Consider the following 15,346-nt stretch of genomic DNA (forward strand, 5'->3'; position numbering starts at 1 on the left):
GCCGCCTCGATGGCGCCGGTCCACCCCATCTGCACGCGGTGGGAGGATAATGAAGGCCCATGCCGGGCCGGTCGCCACCATGAAAGAACTCACCCTGGATTCTGCCGTCACCCTGCTGCGCTCCGGCGGCGTGATCGCCTATCCCACCGAAGCGGTCTGGGGCCTGGGATGCGACCCGTCGCACGAAGCGGCGGTGCACACGGTGCTGCGGCTGAAGCAGCGGCCGATCGAGAAGGGCATGATCCTGGTGGCCGCCGAGCTGGCGCAGCTGGAGGGCTGGGTACGCCTGCAGGCGTTGCCCGACGAGCGTCAGCGTGCAGTGCTGGCCAGCTGGCCCGGCGCCAACACCTGGATTCTTCCTGCCGGATCACGCGCGCCAGGCTGGATCACCGGCGAACACAGCGGCATCGCGGTGCGCATCAGCGCCCACCCGCTGGTGGCGGCACTGTGCCACGCGTGGGGCGGGCCCCTGGTCTCCACCAGCGCCAACCTGGCCGGCGAGCCACCGGCACGCAGCCGCGAGGAACTGGATCCGCGCCTGCTGCGCCTGCTGGACGGCATCCTGGACGGCCCGACCGGCGGCCTGGCCCAGCCGACGCCGATCCGCGATGCGCTCAGCGGCAACGTCCTGCGATCCTGAGCCGCCCTGTGGACGCGCGGATTGCGCCGCTCCGCCGGATCCCGCACGCTGCCTCCATGAGCCCGCTGCGCGCCGCCCTCTGCCTGAGCCTGCTGCTGCCATTGACCGCCACCGCCGGCGACGATGTGCGTGTCTACCGCTGTGTCGGCAGCAATGGCGCCGTGGCACTGCAGGACACGCCGTGCAGCAGCGGCCGCCAGGAAGTGCGCGACCTGCAGCGGCCGCGTGATCCGGCGCCGCAGGTGGTGCGCAGCGACGCCGCGCCCGCAACCAGCACGCCGCCGGCCGTGATCGAGCGCGAGGTCCGGCACGTCTACGTCCAGCCTCCGCAACCGATGTACGAATGCGTTACCGCCGACGGCGAGCGTTACACCAGCGACAGCAACGAAGGCAATCCACGCTGGGTCCCGCTGTGGACCACGGTCTGGTCGCCGCGCGGCCATTTCGGGCCAGGCCATCCCGGGCCCCGCCCGGCCACGGGCGCATCGGCCGGAGGTCCGCCGATCTACCGGCCACCTGCGGTCGGCGTCGGCGTGCAGGTGCCGGCAGGCAACATCCTGGTCCGCGACACCTGCCATGCGCTGCCGCCGCAGGAAGTCTGTTCGCGCCTGCGCGATCGCCGCTGGGAGCTGGACCGCCGCTACAACAGCGCGCTGCAGAGCGAGCGCACCGCGATCAGCAACGAACAGCGCGGTATCGATGCGCGCCTGTCGCGCGACTGCGGGCGTTGAGCCCCTGCCCGTGTAGGCTGCACGCATGAGAAAAGCACTCTGGCTGGTTCTGGCGCTGCTGCCCGCAAACGCGTTCGCCGAGGACATGGTGATCTACCGCTGCACATTCAGCAGCAGCGACGTTCCTACCCTGCAGCGCACGCCCTGCCCCGAAGGCAGCACGCAGCAGATCCAGCGGGTACCGGAGCCATCAGCGACTCCGGCACCGCGCGTGGAGCCGCCCGCCGGCCAGGAAATGGAGCTCGCCCCGTCGTCAGCGCCGCCGCCGGCAGCGGCGGACACGCCGCGCGGGCTCGACCAGGCGCGCACCATCATGGAAGCGGGCATGGTTGAACCCGCTGGCGGCGGCGACGCCATTCTGGACAGCGCAGCGCTGCCGCTGCGGACGGACCCGGCAAGCCGCAGCGACACCGCGCCACGGGCACCGCTGCCGCCGATCTTCCAGTGCAGCAGCGAGGAAGGAAGCCGCTACCTGCACGAGTACGAGGCGGCGCCACCGCACTGCGTGCTGCTCGACGTACAGGGTCTTGGCGGTGTCACCCCGGCCAATGCCGCCAGCTGCGAAGTGGTACGCGACCGCTGCGAGGAGGTTCCCGAGATCCAGCGCTGCGGCAGCTGGCAGCAGCGCCTGCGCGACGCCCGGGGGCGCGAGCGCTTCGCCGCGCCGGAGAACCTCGACGCCGCGCGCAGCGAGCGCGAGCGTCTGCAGGCCGTGCTCGAGGCCAGCGACTGCCCGGTACCGGGGTGAGGACCTGCCGGCGTGGCGCGGGCCCAACGCGGTGACGGTCAGAACCCGTAGCGCAGGAAACCGCCGTCCACGGCGATGCATTCGCCGGTGACATAACTCGCCGCCGGCAGGCACAGGAAGCCCACGGCCGCAGCGACTTCCTCCGGCTCACCGATGCGGCGCATCGGCGTGCGATCGATGACTTCCTCGTAGTAGTCAGGGTCGGACAACGGCCCGGAGGTGCGGCGCGTGCGGATGTACCACGGCGCCACCGCGTTCACGCGGATGCCGTCCTCGGCCCATTCCACGGCCAGGTTGCGGGTCATCTGATGCATCGCCGCCTTGCTCATGCCGTACACCACGCCACTGCGCACATGGGTCAGGCCGGAGACGCTGCCGACGTTGACGATGGCCGACGAGGCGTGACGTGCCAGCAGCGGATGCGCATAGCGCGACAGTTCAAACGCCGAGAACAGATTGGTCTCGAAGATGCCGCGCCACTCGTCCTCGGTATAGTCGATGGCGGCGCGGGTGATGTTGCCACCCGCATTGTTGACCAGCACGTGCAGGCCATCGGCATGGTCCTCGACCCAGTCCAGGATCTGCCGGCGATCCTCGTCGTCGGAGACGTCGGCGGCAAGCGCGCGCACCTGCTGGTCGGGATAGGCGTCGGCCAGCTCGTCGCGCGCGGTTTCCAGCGCGTCGATGTCGCGCCCGACAATCATCAGGTCGGCACCGAAGCCGGCCAGTTCACGCGCGATGGCCAGGCCGATGCCGGCGCTGGCGCCGGTGATCAGTGCGGTCTGCCCGTCCAGTCGCCACCGTTGCTGGGTCATGTGTCCTCCCGGGCTGCGCCCGCTGTGTTCCGATGCAGAAAGGATACGCGCTCACGGCACGCCCCTGCCGGCGGTGCCACACTGGCCGCACGCCCGTCGTGGAGAGCCACCATGCGCATCCTGATCCTGTCCGTACTGCTGTCGGCGACTGTATTGCTGGCCGGCTGCCAACGCCCACCGGCACCGGACCCGGAACGGCCACCGGAGCCCCAGGCCCTGGCCCGTGCAGCCAAGCAACCGATCGATCGCGCGCGCGCCGTGCAGAAGACGGTCGATGATGGCGCCGAGCGCGAGCGCAGCGCGGAGGCCGACGCAGCGCGCTGATCGCAGCGATGGCGCCGTCAGCGGAGCGCCCGAACGAAAACGCCCGGCCAGGGGCCGGGCGTTTTCCGTGAATCCACGCCCCGCGTGGCTGGCCGTGGGTCAGAACCCGCAGAAGCAGTACGCCAGGGTCTTTACCGGAGCACCGTTACCCTTCTCGCGTGCGGCGTTCTCGACGAAACGCAGCTGGGTATCCACTTCCGGCATCGTGCGCGCCAGCATCATCCGCGCCACGCCCGAATCGGACAGCATCCAGGCACCAGTACGGCTGCCGGCAAACCCACTGACGAACTGCGCGAACGGGGTCGCGGCCTTTTCGATGTAACGCACGCGGAACTTGTCTTCGCCGCCCAGCTTGGCGCGGCTGGCGGCGTCGGACACGGCGTCTTTCAGGCCACCGAAGGCATCGACCAGACCACGTTCCTTTGCCTGCGCGCCACTCCAGACACGGCCACGGGCCACCTCATCAATGGCCTCGACCGGCTTCTTGCGTGCTTCGGCGACACGTCCGGTGAAGTCGGCGTAGCCCTTGTTGATGACGGTCTGGATGACCTGGCCCACCGCCGGATCCATCGGACGGGTGACGTCGAACGCACCGGCGAAGCGCGTGGTGCCGACACCATCGGTATGCACGCCGATCTTGTCCAGCGCGCGGCTGAAGTTCGGGATCATGCCGAAGATGCCGATCGAACCGGTGATGGTCGAGGGATCGGCGTAGATGCGATCGGCATTCATGCTGATCCAGTAACCACCGGACGCGGCCAGGTCACCCATCGACACCACCACCGGCTTGCCGGCGGCCTGCAGGGCCACCACTTCACGGCGGATCTGCTCGGAGGCGAACACTTCGCCACCCGGCGAATTCACGCGCAGCACCACGGCCTTGACCTGCTCGTCGTCGCGCGCAGCGCGCAGCAGCGCCGACGTGGACTCACCACCGATGCGGCCGGCCGGCAGGTCACCGCCACTGATCTCGCCGGCGGCCACCACCACGGCCACCTGCGGGCGTGCATCCACCGGACTGCGGCGGGCGTCGAGCAGGGCCATGTAGCGACCGAAATCGACATTGCGGAAGCCGCCCTCAGCGTCTTCATCGGCCACGCCGCGTTCGATCATCAGGTCTTCGAACTCCTCGCGGGTCTTCAGCGCGGTCACCAGCTTCTGCTGCAGGGCGAACTTGGCCAGATCGCCACCGGCAGCCGCCACACCTTCGGGCAGCGTATCGATGCCGGCGGCCAGTTGCGCCGGATCCAGCCGGCGCGCCTTGGCGATGTCGCCCAGATAGCGCTGCCACACGTCGTTCATCCAGTACAGGTCGGCTTCCTTGGCCGCCGGCGAAGCAGCATCAAGCACATAGGGCTCGGCCGCGGACTTGTACTCGCCCACCTTGAACAGGTGCACGTCCACGCCCAGCTTGTCCTGCAGGCCGGAGCGGAAGTACTGGCGGTAGCGGCCCAGACCCTCGAGCACCACCGATCCCATCGGATCCAGGTAGACCTCGTCGGCCTGCGCAGCCAGCAGGTACTGCGACTGGCCCATGCTTTCGCTGTAGGCCACCAGCTGCTTGCCGGACGCGCGCAGGCTCTGCAGCGCGGCGGCGACTTCACGCAGCGAGGCGAAGCCGGAGGGCTGCAGCTTGTCCAGTTCCAGCACCACGCGCTCGATCTTCTTGTCGTCGCGCGCCGACTCGATCACCCGGACCAGGTCACGCAGCTGGACCTCTTCGGCGCTGTTGTCGCCCACGGCCTTGGCCAGCGCGCGGCTGACCGGATCAGCGCTGAACTGCTCGACCAGGCGCCCTTCCGGTGCGATCACCAGGGTCGTGCGGTCCTGCAGCGATTTGCTGGCGCCGGCGCCCATGCCGGCGGCGATGACGAACACCACCAGCAGCAGGAACAGCAGGCCGAAGAACACCAGGTTGAGGATCAACCGGCGGGTGAAATTCATGACGTCCCACAGCCCGATGAAGAAACTGGCGACGGGATTGCGACGCGCCTGGGGCAGCGGGGGCACGGGTTGATTCATGGAGCGCTCCGGATGGCTTCTTGCCGTGGTACCAGCATAGCCGGTGCCGTGTGAGGCGGCATCGGACACAAGTCAGGGGATCGCCCGTCACGGGGTGACGGGCGGAGGGTCAGGACAGCGCGGACTGGCCGATGCGCTGGCTGCTGCGACGCAGGCGCCAGCCCATCAGGATGGCGGCGGCAGTGAGGCCGACGATCAGGCCGATCCACATGCCCTGCGGGCCCATGCCCAGCCCCAGGCCGAGCCCGGCGCCGAGCGGCATGCCCAGGCCCCAGTAGGCGAACATGGCGATGAACATCGGCACGCGGGTGTCCTTCAGGCCACGCAGAGCTCCGGCCGACAGCACCTGGATGCCGTCCGGGAACTGGAAGGTGGCCGCGTACAGCAGCAGCGTGGAGGCCAGGCCGGCCACCGCCAGATCGTTGGTGTACACCCCGACGATGGCATCGTGGCCGAACAGCAGCACCAGCGCGGACAACGTCTGTGTACCCATGATGATCGCGTAGCCGGCCCAGGCTGCACGACGCACACCGAAGCCATCACCCCGCCCCACTGCATGACCCACGCGCACCGTGGTGGCCTCGGCCACGCCCATCGGGATCATGAAGCACAGCTGCGCCACGTTGATCGCGATCTGGTGGGCTGCCGCCTCGTTGGCGCCGAGGCGGCCGATCAGCAGCGCGGTGACGATGAACAACCCACCTTCCATCAGCACGGTGATGCCGATCGGCAGACCGGTGCGCAGCAGGTCCCAGATCGCCTTCCAGCGCGGCCACTCGAAGTGCGAGAACAGCTGCAGATGGGCGAATCGCCGGGTACGCCACAGATAGAGGGCAAATGCGCTTGCCTGCAACCACATCATCACCGCCGAGGCGATGCCCAGGCCCTCGGCACCCAGCTCCGGGAAGCCCAGCTTGCCGTTGGCCAGCACGTAGCCCATCGGCGCCAGCACCACCAGGCCGCCGAAGCCGATCAACATGGTCGGCAGCGTCCAGTGCATGCCCTCGCTGAGATAGCGCATGCAGAAGTACAGCGTCAGCGCCGGCCCGCCCCAGCGCACCGCATGCAGGAACGCTGTTGCGCCGGGCACGATGTCCGGCGCGATGCCGAAGGCGGGCAGCAGCGGCGGCACCACCGTGAGGAAGGTGAACATGATCAGGCCCAGGCCCAGCGCCAGCCACAACGCCTGCCGGAACAGCGGACCGATCTCGCGCTCGCGGCCGGCGCCGTGCAGCTGTGATACCGAGGCGGTCAGCGAGATCAGCGTGCCGATCGGAATCAGCATCGGCAGCCAGAGCAGGGCCGTGCCGATGGTCACGGCCGCCAGGGTTGAGGTGGCGTGATGACCGGCAATCACGTTGTCGACGAAGGAGATCAGGCCGGTGGAGACATGCCCGAGCACGAGCGGCAGGGCGAGCAGACCGGTGGCGCCGACTTCCTTGCTGAAGCGCGGCGTGGAGGTTGCGTTGGACATGGGATGCAGAACGCGAACTGCGGTTGCGCGCGAAGGGCACAGGCACCGGGTTGCGGGCCGTCATCTTACGCGCGCGGTGCGTTCATTCCCATGACATGGCGTGAACGCTGGGTTTGACCGCGCGCTTACTGGCCGGCCTGGCGCTTGAGCCAGGCGTCTCGTTCCGCAGCAGGTACGGCGAGGAACGCGCTGCGCACCGCATCGCGTTCCTGCGGCGGCGTGCGCTGGGCCACCAGCGCCAACTGCGCCAGCTGTGCCGGGCTGAGCTGGTGCAGCACGGCCAGTGCACTGTCGCGCTGCTGCGGTGGCAGGAAGCCGAACAGCCCATGCAGCTTGGGAAACTCCACGCCCAGTTGCGGCCCCAGCCGCCAGCCATCGCGGAACGCCTGGTCCTGTGCCTGGAATTGCGAGCGCAGGCGCTCCTGCTGTGCGGCCGGCAGTGCGGCGAACCGCGTGGCCGCCTGACGGATGCGTTCGCGCTCGCTTTCCGGCAGCGCGCGCCAAGCGGCGTAGTCGGCGCGGCGCTGCCGCTGCTGCTGCGCGTCGAGCTGGACGAACGCGGTGGGTGCCGCCGATGGCGGGACCGCGGGCGTGGCCGCCGGCGCGGGTGGCAGTGGAACATTCAGGGTCTGGGGCGTTGCGGACAGCGACAACGGGATGGCCAGCAGCAGGCTGGTGATCACGGACTTATTCATCGGCGGCGGCGGTTTCCAGCACTGCGCTGGCCGGCTCTGGCCGGCTCGGCTTGGTCTGCGACTCGTCCACCGGCAGCGGACCACCGGCGGCCGTCCAGGCATACAGATCGGCCTCGGCCAGCAACGGATAATCGCGGTCGGCCAGCATTGCTGCGTCATCGCTGGCCGGGGCGCTGTCCGCCTGCGGCGTGGCAGCGACCGTGCTCGGCGGCAGCGCCTCGACCGTGACCGGGCCGGCCTCGGCAACCACCCCCTCCGGCAGCGGCGCATCGCTCACCAGCGACCGACCGCTCCAATGGCGCCAGCCCAGAGCGGCTGCCAGCAGTACTGCCACCGTCAGCAGCAGGATCGCCGGCCCGCGCCAGCGCGGTCGGGCATCGGGGCGCCGGCGCCGGGGGCTGGCAGCGCTCCGTTCATCGCGCTGCGGTGCCCTCCAGCTGGACGTCGGCGCCTGCGGATTGCTGCTGGTGGCAGCTGCCGGCTGCTGCAGCTGCTGCAGCCGCTGCGCCGGCAGGTCGCGGATGCGCTGCTGCACCTGTTCGGCCAGGCCGCGCCAGGCAACGGCATCCGGCTGACCCTGGGCATCACGCGGGCAGGCATCGGCCAGCAGCTGCTGGTAGCCGGCCTCATCACGATCGAGTACCCGCGTGGCGATGTTCTCATCCAGGCTGCCGCCCACCCGCAGCAGCAGGGCCAGCCGTGGCAGCGGTGCCATGCCGCCCAGTGCGGCGAGTGCCGGCGGCCACTGGCCCGGGGCCGGCTCGCGCAGTGCCTGCCGCTGCCCCAGCAGGGTCCAGAAGCGGGTCGGCCACTGTGCCATCGGCAGATCGCTGGCAACGGCCGAGAAGGCGCGCATCACCGCCACCAGGGTCTGCTCGGCCCGGGCCGGGTCGCCGCATTGCAGCTCCGCCACTACCAGGGCACGGCGCTCTACGCCACGCAGAAACGCCGACAGCGCACCGGCCGCGGTCGAGGAAACAGGGGCGGGCACAGCGGTCATCGGTCACTCCAGAGGTCTGCCGGCATGATAGCGGCAGGCCATCGGCGCCCGGCAGGACTTGCGTCCGTGGGCACTTCATGCTGCAGGTTGTGCACAGCACCACGCTGGCGCCCGGCAAAACCGCGACATCTCGCTGAATTCACTCTGTTTCAGCAATGTTTCACATATAACATATTGATTTTAATACATTTTAAAGTATGGCGATTTTTTGACCAACCCAAGGGCGAGGCCGTCGCCATCGGCGTCCTGCGCAGCCGTTGACCGGTAACGCACAGTGTTATCCACAGAACGTGTGGATAAGACTGAATCTCCAATGGACACCGATATTTAGGTGACATTTATGATTCGGCGACGTCCCCCGTGTGGGCCTTCCGGGCGGCATGCGGGTGCACACGGCCCGTTACACTGCCCCGATGCTCGACCCGATTCCGACCCTGCAGGTCGCCCTGCCCGTCCCCCTGCCCCGCCTGTTCGACTATCTGTCGCCGCAGGGCGATGCCCCGGACGTGGCGGTCGGCTGCCGGGTGAAGGTGCCGTTCGGCAACCGCGAACTCATCGGCGTGGTGGCCGGCCACGGCCAGGCCGACGACGGCCAGGGCCTGCGTCAGGCGCTCGCGTGGTGCGACCCCGCGCCCCTGCTGCAGGGCGAACTGTGGCAGAGCCTGCAATGGCTGGCCCGATACACCCACGCGCCGCTGGGCGAAGTGCTGAGCACGGCCCTGCCGGGGCCGCTGCGGCACGGCGAAGCCCTGCCCGACACCCACCATTGGGGCTGGCAGCTGACCGCCGCGGGCCACGCGCAGCGCGGCACGCTGCGCGCAGGCAGCCGCCCGCGGCAGTTGGCGGAACTGCTGGCCGATGCCGTCGTGGACGAGGACGTGCTGGGGGCGCGCATGGAGGACTGGCGCAGCGCGGCGCGCAGTCTCGGCAAGCGCGCACTGGCCGAGCGCGTTGCACTGAGCGTGGCGCCACAGCACGCGCAACCGCTGCCCGGCCCGACCCTCAATCCGGACCAGGCCGAAGCCGTTGCCGCGATCAACGCCGCGGAGGGGTTCCAGCCCTTCCTGCTCGATGGGGTGACCGGCAGCGGCAAGACCGAGGTCTACCTGCAGGCGATCATCCACTGCCTGGCCCAAGGCCGGCAGGCGCTGGTGCTGGTGCCCGAAATCGGACTGACGCCGCAGACCCTGGCGCGTTTCCGCGGCCGCCTGGGCATCGCCGTGCATGCGCTGCATTCGGGATTGAATGACAACGAGCGCGCGCGCGTCTGGGCCGCCGCCTCGCGCGGCGAAGCGCGGGTGATCGTCGGCACCCGCTCGGCGGTGTTCACGCCGCTGCCGCAGGCCGGCCTGCTGATCGTGGACGAGGAACATGACGGCAGCTACAAGCAGCAGGACGGCATCCGCTACCACGCGCGCGATTTCGCCCTGGTGCGTGCCAAGGCGCTGGGGGTTCCGGTGCTGCTGGGCAGCGCGACACCGTCGCTGGAAACCCTGCACAACGCCTATGCCGGTCGTTACCTGCACCTGCGCCTGAAGCAGCGCGCCGGCGACGCGCGGCCGCCACGCGTGCGCATCCTGGATGTGCGCAAGCGTCCCCTGCAGGACGGTCTCTCGGCCGAAGTGCTGGCCGGCATCGGCGAGCACCTGCAGCGCGGCCAGCAGGTGCTGGTGTTCAAGAACCGGCGTGGTTACGCACCGGTACTGCTGTGCCATGACTGCGGCTGGACGGCGCCTTGCCAGCGCTGTGATGCGCCGATGACCGTGCATGGCGGCGGCCGTCGCCTGCAGTGCCATCACTGCGGTGCGCGGCAACCGGCGCCACTGGCCTGCCCCGCCTGCGGCAGCCTGGCCCTGCAGCCACAGGGAATCGGCACCGAGCGGCTGGAGGAGCACCTCACCGCCGCCTTCGCCGAGTACCCGGTGGTGCGCATCGACCGCGGCACCACCGCCCGCCGCGATGCGCTGGAACAGCAGCTGGCCAAGCTGGGGGACCAGGCCGGCATCCTGGTCGGCACGCAGATCCTGGCCAAGGGCCACGATCTGCCCAGACTCACGCTGGTGGTGGTGGTCGGCATCGACGAGGGCCTGTTCTCGGCCGATTTCCGCGCCAGCGAGAAACTCGCGCAGCAGTTGATCCAGGTCGCCGGCCGCGCCGGGCGCGCCCGCGATCCGGGCGAGGTGTGGCTGCAGACCCACCATCCGGGTCATCCCCTGCTGGAGACGCTGGTCAACGGCGGCTACCACCCGTTCGCACAGGCCGAACTGAACCAGCGGCAGGCCGCCGGCTTCCCGCCCTTCGCGCATCTGGCACTGATGCGTGCCGAAGCGCAGCAGGTGGAGCACGCCAACGCGTTCCTGCTGGCTGCACGGCGACTGCTGGGCGAACAGGCGCTGGTGGAGGCGTACGGACCGATGCCGGCACCGATGCCGCGCCGGGCCGGCTACCAGCGCACGCAGCTGCTGCTCTCATCGGCACAGCGCCCGCCTCTGCACGGCGTGCTGGCGCAGCTGGTACCACAGCTGTATGCCTTGCCGGAAGCCCGCAAGGTGCGCTGGTCGCTGGATGTGGATCCGACGGATCTGTATTGAATGCAAGCAGAATCCGCCGGGCATGGCCCGGCGCTACCGTTACCGCGCGCGATTCCCGCTTACGTCAGCGGTGACATCACGCCGCGCTGGTAAGCGGGTCGCTCACGCAGGCGTGCGTACCACTCGGCCAGGTGGGGCAGGTCCGGACGCTGGATCGGCAGTTCATACCAGGCGTACACCAGTGAACCCAACGGGATGTCGCCCATCGCGAATGTCGCGCCCGACAGCCACGGCTGCGTGGCCAGCGTCGCATCGGCCATCGCCAGGTAATCGGCGGCGCGCACGATGGCGGCATTGATGCGCGATTCGTCGCGATCTGCCGGCGCGGTGCGCATGATGCCCCAGATCAGATCGCTGTACAGCGGCGCCATCCGCGAGGTGCTCCAGTCCATCCACTTCTCGGCCTGTGCGCGTTCCATCGGATCCTCGGCGTACAGTGTCCCCAGCGCGTAGCGCGCGCTCAGGTAGCGCACGATGGCGTTGGACTCCCACAGCGGCAGGCCGTGGTCCTCGATCACCGGCACCAGGCTGTTGGGGTTCATCGCCAGGTATTCCGGCGTCTGTGTGCCACCGTGGCTGCCGCCCACTTCGATGGACTCGTAGGGCAGGCCGATCTCTTCGGCACACCACAGCACCTTGCGGACGTTGCTGGAATTGCGACGGCCCCAGATCTTCAACATGCGGGTATTCCTTGCGGGCAATGCGAGCGGCAACGATACGCCTGATCGGTGTACATGTGGGCGTGCGGAATGATGCGCGGGGGCGTCGGCCGGGCATGGCCCGGCGCTACCGGTTCTTCTTCGGCAGCGCGCGCACGTAGGACGACTTGCCATCCTTCTTCAGTTCGAACAGACCGATCGCCGCCAGCAGATCACTCAGCTTTCCATAGCCATAGTTGCGCGAATCGAACGAGGCCTGGTTGGCGATCTGGCTGCCCACCGGCCCGAGGTGCGACCAGCCGTCCTCGCCTTCCGCGGCGGACACAGCGCGGCGCAGCATCTTCACCAGACGTGTATCGCTGCGCATTTCCGCGCCGCTCTTGCGCGGGCGCACTTCGTCGCCGCTGCCCGTTTCACCGATGGCCGGCTCGATGGCTCCCGGCTCTGCCGTGCCCTGTTCCACTTCCGGCACGCTGGCATGGGCCTGGCCCAGTGCTTCCAGATAGGTGAATTTGGAACAGGCATTGACGAAGGGTTCCGGCGTCTTCTTTTCGCCGAAGCCATACACCTTCACCCCGTCGGTCAACAGGCGCATCACCATTGGAGTGAAATCAGCATCGCTGGAGACGATGGCGAAGCCGTCGAGGTTGCGCGCGTACAGCAGGTCCATCGCATCGATCACCATGGCCATGTCCGAGGCGTTCTTGCCCTTGCTGTAGGCGAACTGCTGGATGGGCCGGATCGCGTACTCGTGCAGCACCGCCTCCCAGCCTTTCAGCCGTGGGCTCTTCCAGTTACCGTAGGCACGGCGGACATTGGCCACGCCGTAGCGGGCCACCTCCGCCAGCACTTCGTCGATCTTCGATGCGGGCGCGTTGTCGGCGTCGATCAACAGGGCGATGCGCTTTTCCGGTTCGCTCATGGGCCTCTCGCTGGCGGTTGCCTGAATCCGAGTATCGCCGATCCGCGCGCACGCTGACGTGACAGGCCGCCGCCGTGCGAAGATGCCGGACGGTTCCCCATGCCCCCTGGAGTGAGTCGATGAGTCGTGAGCGCGTTCCCCACCTGGTCGTTGTCGGCGGCGGTTTTGCCGGCCTCTGGGCCACCCGTGCGCTGGCACGCGAACGCATCCGCATCACCCTGGTCGACCGCCGCAACCATCACCTGTTCCAGCCGCTGCTGTACCAGGTCGCCACTGCAGGCCTGTCAGCGCCGGACATCGCCGCACCGCTGCGCCACATCCTCGGCCACCAGCGCAACGTGGAAGTGCGGCTCGGTGAGGTCGTGGCCATCGACAGGCAGCTCCGCCAGGTGCGGCTGGCCGACGGCAGCACGCTGGACTACGACAGTCTGCTGCTGGCTACCGGCGCCACTCACGCCTACTTCGGCAACGACCAGTGGGCCGATGATGCGCCCGGCCTGAAGACCCTCGACGATGCCATTGCCCTGCGCCGCAAGCTGCTGCTGGCGTTCGAGCGCGCCGAAGCCGAACCGGACCCGGCCAGGAAGGCGGCATGGCTCAGCTTTGCCGTCGTCGGCGGCGGCCCGACCGGCGTCGAACTGGCGGGCACCCTGGCCGAGATTGCGCGCCATACGCTGCGCAATGAATTCCGCCACATCGATCCGGCCAGCGCCAAGGTGCGCCTGGTGGAAGCCGGTCCACGCGTGCTGTCCTCGTTCCCGGAAGTGCTCTCGCTGAAGGCGCGCCGGCAGCTGGAAAAGCTGGGTGTGGAAGTGCTGACCGGAACGCCGGTGAGCAACATCGACAGCCAGGGCTTCACGCTGGGTGACCAGTTCGTGCCGGCGCGCACCGTGGTGTGGGCGGCCGGCGTGGCCGCCTCGCCGCTGGCGCGCACGCTGGACGTGCCACTGGACCGTGCCGGGCGCGTGCAGGTGCAGCCGGACCTGACCCTGCCCGGGCATCCGGAACTGTTCGTGGCCGGCGATCTGGCCGCGGTGAACCAGGCCAACGGCAAGCCCGTGCCCGGCGTGGCGCCCGCGGCCAAGCAGATGGGCAAGTACGTGGCCGAGGTCATCCGTGCACGCCTGCACGGCAGGCCGGAGCCCGGGCCCTTCAAGTACGCGGACTACGGCAACCTGGCCACCATCGGCCGCATGGCCGCCATCGTGCACCTGGGGCGCCTGCAGCTGTCGGGCGTGCTGGCCTGGTGGTTCTGGCTGGCCGCGCACGTGTTCTTCCTGATCGGCTTCCGCAACCGCATCGTGGTGCTGCTGAACTGGGCGGTGGCGTATTGGAGCTACCAGCGCAGCGCACGCATCATCTTCGGCGATGACCAGGATGACCGCCGGCCGAAACGGTAGCGCAGGTCTGCAAGGGGTCAGATCCCTTTCCTGCGGAAAGGGATCTGATCCCACGTTGGGCACGGCGCTACAAAGATGCGGAATCCAATGCCTGCAACCACGCCAGCTTGCGCTCGCGCGGCAGCTGTTTGAGCTGCCATTCGGCGCGCGAGGCGGCGGAGCGGTCCGGGTACTCGCGCACGGCCAGGATGCGCAGCGGCGGGCGGGCCCGGGTGTAGCGCGCCCCCGTACCGGCGCGATGGGCGGCGAAACGCGCGTCCACGTCGGTGCTGATGCCAGCGTAGTAGCTGCCATCGCGGCATTCGAGCAGGTACAGGAACCACGGGCGGTGGGACGGGGCCATGCCGGGATTATGCCGTGCTGCACCGCAGCGGATATACTGCGCGCGAATGCAGGAGAGAGGCGCCGCGCTGGCGCCCGCCGAAGGCGCAGGCTCCCATGATCGCTCAGGCCGGTGGGCTGGAATCCCACCAACCATGCATTCGACTCGCCGAGCTGGAGAGAGGTCACCGGGCATGCCCGGTACGATCCGCCGAAGGGGCACGCGGCCTACGCCGCTGAACTCTCAGGCAAAAGGACAGCGGGAGCGGCACCGGTCATCGTCATCCCGTCATTGCGCAGGCAATGGCGGCGTCCGCGCATGGCCGGCCCCACCGCGTCCGGAGCCTGTTCCATGTTGCTGTCCATCATCTACCTGATTGCCATTTCCGCCGAAGCCATGACCGGCGCACTGTCCGCGGGACGCCGCCGCATGGATCTGTTCGGCGTGGTCATGATCGCCTGCGTTACCGCGCTCGGCGGTGGTTCACTGCGCGACATCCTGCTTGGCCACTATCCGCTGGGCTGGGTCAAACATCCCGAGTACCTCGGCTTCACCGTGTGCGCGGCGCTGATCGCCACCTGGGTCGCACGCTGGATGCACCACTTCCGCCGCACCTTCCTGGTGCTCGACGGCCTGGGCCTGATCGCCTTCACCCTGATCGGTTGCTCGATCGCACGCGAGGCCGGTCATGCCACGCCGATCGTGCTGATCGCCGGCATGCTGACCGGCGCGTTCGGCGGCGTGCTGCGCGACATTCTGTGCAACGAAGTGCCCCTGATCTTCCAGAAGGAGCTGTACGCGATCATCGCGCTGCTGACCGGCGCCGCCTATCTGCTGCTGCTGCACTGGAACGTGTCCGATGCCACGGCCATCCTGTGCTGCCTGGCGGGCGGCTTCGCCCTGCGCCTGCTGGCGATCCATTACCGCTGGGAAATGCCGAAGTTCGTGTATCACGACGAAGTGCATTGAACGATGGCGTGTTCGCCGGGCATGGCCCGGCGCT

15 protein-coding genes and 2 riboswitches are annotated in these 15,346 nt (G+C 68.9%); of the genes, 7 read left to right on the forward strand and 8 right to left on the reverse strand.

Translation table 11 applies throughout. The annotated features are described in order from the left end of the window. Nucleotides 1–49 precede the first annotated feature (49 nt). Genes tsaC through ACZLIF_RS18340 form a run of 3 tightly spaced genes read left to right on the forward strand, consistent with a single transcriptional unit; the run spans nucleotide 50 to nucleotide 2,119 of the window. A complete protein-coding gene (gene tsaC / locus ACZLIF_RS18330; protein WP_080375246.1) occupies nucleotides 50–640 on the forward strand; it encodes an L-threonylcarbamoyladenylate synthase type 1 TsaC in 591 nt (196 codons plus the stop codon). 56 nt (nucleotides 641–696) lie between these two features. Continuing rightward, nucleotides 697–1,371, forward strand: coding sequence for a DUF4124 domain-containing protein (locus tag ACZLIF_RS18335; RefSeq protein ID WP_128987731.1), 675 nt, complete (start codon nucleotides 697–699; stop codon nucleotides 1,369–1,371). 25 nt (nucleotides 1,372–1,396) lie between these two features. After that, on the forward strand, nucleotides 1,397–2,119 hold the full coding sequence (locus ACZLIF_RS18340) for a hypothetical protein (RefSeq protein ID WP_111186263.1): 723 nt from the start codon (nucleotides 1,397–1,399) through the stop codon (nucleotides 2,117–2,119). 38 nt (nucleotides 2,120–2,157) lie between these two features. On the opposite strand, the gene ACZLIF_RS18345 is transcribed toward ACZLIF_RS18340, so the two are convergent. Continuing rightward, nucleotides 2,158–2,934 (reverse strand): SDR family oxidoreductase, encoded by a 777-nt coding sequence (locus ACZLIF_RS18345; protein WP_065181584.1) that lies wholly within the window; start codon nucleotides 2,932–2,934, stop codon nucleotides 2,158–2,160. Nucleotides 2,935–3,045: 111 nt separating this feature from the next. Between ACZLIF_RS18345 and ACZLIF_RS18350 the strand changes: the two genes are divergently transcribed. Next, entirely contained in the window at nucleotides 3,046–3,258 is a 213-nt protein-coding gene (locus ACZLIF_RS18350) for a hypothetical protein (RefSeq protein WP_128987730.1), read from the forward strand. A gap of 99 nt (nucleotides 3,259–3,357) precedes the next feature. Here the strand turns inward: ACZLIF_RS18350 and sppA are convergent, their stop codons facing one another. The 4 genes from sppA to ACZLIF_RS18370 form a co-directional block, all read right to left on the reverse strand. Then, entirely contained in the window at nucleotides 3,358–5,280 is a 1,923-nt protein-coding gene (sppA, locus tag ACZLIF_RS18355; RefSeq protein ID WP_128987729.1) for a signal peptide peptidase SppA, read from the reverse strand. 109 nt (nucleotides 5,281–5,389) lie between these two features. After that, a complete protein-coding gene (locus tag ACZLIF_RS18360) occupies nucleotides 5,390–6,754 on the reverse strand; it encodes an MATE family efflux transporter (RefSeq protein WP_053515745.1) in 1,365 nt (454 codons plus the stop codon). A gap of 125 nt (nucleotides 6,755–6,879) precedes the next feature. After that, nucleotides 6,880–7,449: a DUF3106 domain-containing protein gene (locus ACZLIF_RS18365; protein WP_053515743.1), complete on the reverse strand. Its 570-nt coding sequence runs from the start codon at nucleotides 7,447–7,449 to the stop codon at nucleotides 6,880–6,882. Beyond that, entirely contained in the window at nucleotides 7,442–8,449 is a 1,008-nt protein-coding gene (locus ACZLIF_RS18370) for a hypothetical protein (protein ID WP_128987728.1), read from the reverse strand. Before ACZLIF_RS18370 ends, ACZLIF_RS18365 begins: the two co-directional genes overlap by 8 nt. Before the next feature lie 413 nt (nucleotides 8,450–8,862). On the opposite strand from ACZLIF_RS18370, the gene ACZLIF_RS18375 reads away from it, so the two are divergent. Further along, nucleotides 8,863–11,040 carry a primosomal protein N' gene (locus tag ACZLIF_RS18375; RefSeq protein WP_111186295.1) on the forward strand — a complete coding sequence of 726 codons (2,178 nt, stop codon included), beginning with the start codon at nucleotides 8,863–8,865 and terminating at the stop codon, nucleotides 11,038–11,040. A 59-nt stretch (nucleotides 11,041–11,099) separates the two neighbouring features. On the opposite strand, the gene ACZLIF_RS18380 is transcribed toward ACZLIF_RS18375, so the two are convergent. Both ACZLIF_RS18380 and ACZLIF_RS18385 read right to left on the reverse strand, forming a co-directional pair. Further along, on the reverse strand, nucleotides 11,100–11,720 hold the full coding sequence (locus ACZLIF_RS18380) for a glutathione S-transferase family protein (RefSeq protein WP_053515737.1): 621 nt from the start codon (nucleotides 11,718–11,720) through the stop codon (nucleotides 11,100–11,102). Between the two features lie 106 nt (nucleotides 11,721–11,826). Then, complete coding sequence (locus tag ACZLIF_RS18385; protein ID WP_128987727.1) at nucleotides 11,827–12,621, reverse strand: NYN domain-containing protein; 795 nt, start codon at nucleotides 12,619–12,621, stop codon at nucleotides 11,827–11,829. Between the two features lie 119 nt (nucleotides 12,622–12,740). Here ACZLIF_RS18385 and ACZLIF_RS18390 point away from each other — a divergent pair, with 119 nt between their 5' ends. Continuing rightward, on the forward strand, nucleotides 12,741–14,021 hold the full coding sequence (locus ACZLIF_RS18390; protein ID WP_065174438.1) for an NAD(P)/FAD-dependent oxidoreductase: 1,281 nt from the start codon (nucleotides 12,741–12,743) through the stop codon (nucleotides 14,019–14,021). Nucleotides 14,022–14,088: 67 nt separating this feature from the next. On the opposite strand, the gene ACZLIF_RS18395 is transcribed toward ACZLIF_RS18390, so the two are convergent. After that, nucleotides 14,089–14,364 (reverse strand): GIY-YIG nuclease family protein, encoded by a 276-nt coding sequence (locus ACZLIF_RS18395; RefSeq protein ID WP_053515731.1) that lies wholly within the window; start codon nucleotides 14,362–14,364, stop codon nucleotides 14,089–14,091. Between the two features lie 39 nt (nucleotides 14,365–14,403). Continuing rightward, nucleotides 14,404–14,493: riboswitch (glycine riboswitch) on the forward strand. A 13-nt stretch (nucleotides 14,494–14,506) separates the two neighbouring features. Beyond that, nucleotides 14,507–14,612, forward strand: a riboswitch (glycine riboswitch). A gap of 82 nt (nucleotides 14,613–14,694) precedes the next feature. Here ACZLIF_RS18395 and ACZLIF_RS18400 point away from each other — a divergent pair. Continuing rightward, nucleotides 14,695–15,312 carry a trimeric intracellular cation channel family protein gene (locus tag ACZLIF_RS18400; protein WP_053515730.1) on the forward strand — a complete coding sequence of 206 codons (618 nt, stop codon included), beginning with the start codon at nucleotides 14,695–14,697 and terminating at the stop codon, nucleotides 15,310–15,312. The last annotated feature ends 34 nt before the right edge of the window (nucleotides 15,313–15,346 follow it).

This window comes from Stenotrophomonas sp. 2201_Sma (genome assembly GCF_056486685.1).

Bases quoted from the DNA above. Each gene is read 5' to 3' on its own strand.
- tsaC (WP_080375246.1), top strand. From the start codon at position 50: ATGAAGGCCCATGCCGGGCCGGTCGCCACCATGAAAGAACTCACCCTG.
- ACZLIF_RS18335 (WP_128987731.1), top strand. From the start codon at position 697: ATGAGCCCGCTGCGCGCCGCCCTCTGCCTGAGCCTGCTGCTGCCATTG.
- ACZLIF_RS18340 (WP_111186263.1), top strand. From the start codon at position 1,397: ATGAGAAAAGCACTCTGGCTGGTTCTGGCGCTGCTGCCCGCAAACGCG.
- ACZLIF_RS18345 (WP_065181584.1), bottom strand. From the start codon at position 2,934: ATGACCCAGCAACGGTGGCGACTGGACGGGCAGACCGCACTGATCACC.
- ACZLIF_RS18350 (WP_128987730.1), top strand. From the start codon at position 3,046: ATGCGCATCCTGATCCTGTCCGTACTGCTGTCGGCGACTGTATTGCTG.
- sppA (WP_128987729.1), bottom strand. From the start codon at position 5,280: ATGAATCAACCCGTGCCCCCGCTGCCCCAGGCGCGTCGCAATCCCGTC.
- ACZLIF_RS18360 (WP_053515745.1), bottom strand. From the start codon at position 6,754: ATGTCCAACGCAACCTCCACGCCGCGCTTCAGCAAGGAAGTCGGCGCC.
- ACZLIF_RS18365 (WP_053515743.1), bottom strand. From the start codon at position 7,449: ATGAATAAGTCCGTGATCACCAGCCTGCTGCTGGCCATCCCGTTGTCG.
- ACZLIF_RS18370 (WP_128987728.1), bottom strand. From the start codon at position 8,449: ATGACCGCTGTGCCCGCCCCTGTTTCCTCGACCGCGGCCGGTGCGCTG.
- ACZLIF_RS18375 (WP_111186295.1), top strand. From the start codon at position 8,863: ATGCTCGACCCGATTCCGACCCTGCAGGTCGCCCTGCCCGTCCCCCTG.
- ACZLIF_RS18380 (WP_053515737.1), bottom strand. From the start codon at position 11,720: ATGTTGAAGATCTGGGGCCGTCGCAATTCCAGCAACGTCCGCAAGGTG.
- ACZLIF_RS18385 (WP_128987727.1), bottom strand. From the start codon at position 12,621: ATGAGCGAACCGGAAAAGCGCATCGCCCTGTTGATCGACGCCGACAAC.
- ACZLIF_RS18390 (WP_065174438.1), top strand. From the start codon at position 12,741: ATGAGTCGTGAGCGCGTTCCCCACCTGGTCGTTGTCGGCGGCGGTTTT.
- ACZLIF_RS18395 (WP_053515731.1), bottom strand. From the start codon at position 14,364: ATGGCCCCGTCCCACCGCCCGTGGTTCCTGTACCTGCTCGAATGCCGC.
- ACZLIF_RS18400 (WP_053515730.1), top strand. From the start codon at position 14,695: ATGTTGCTGTCCATCATCTACCTGATTGCCATTTCCGCCGAAGCCATG.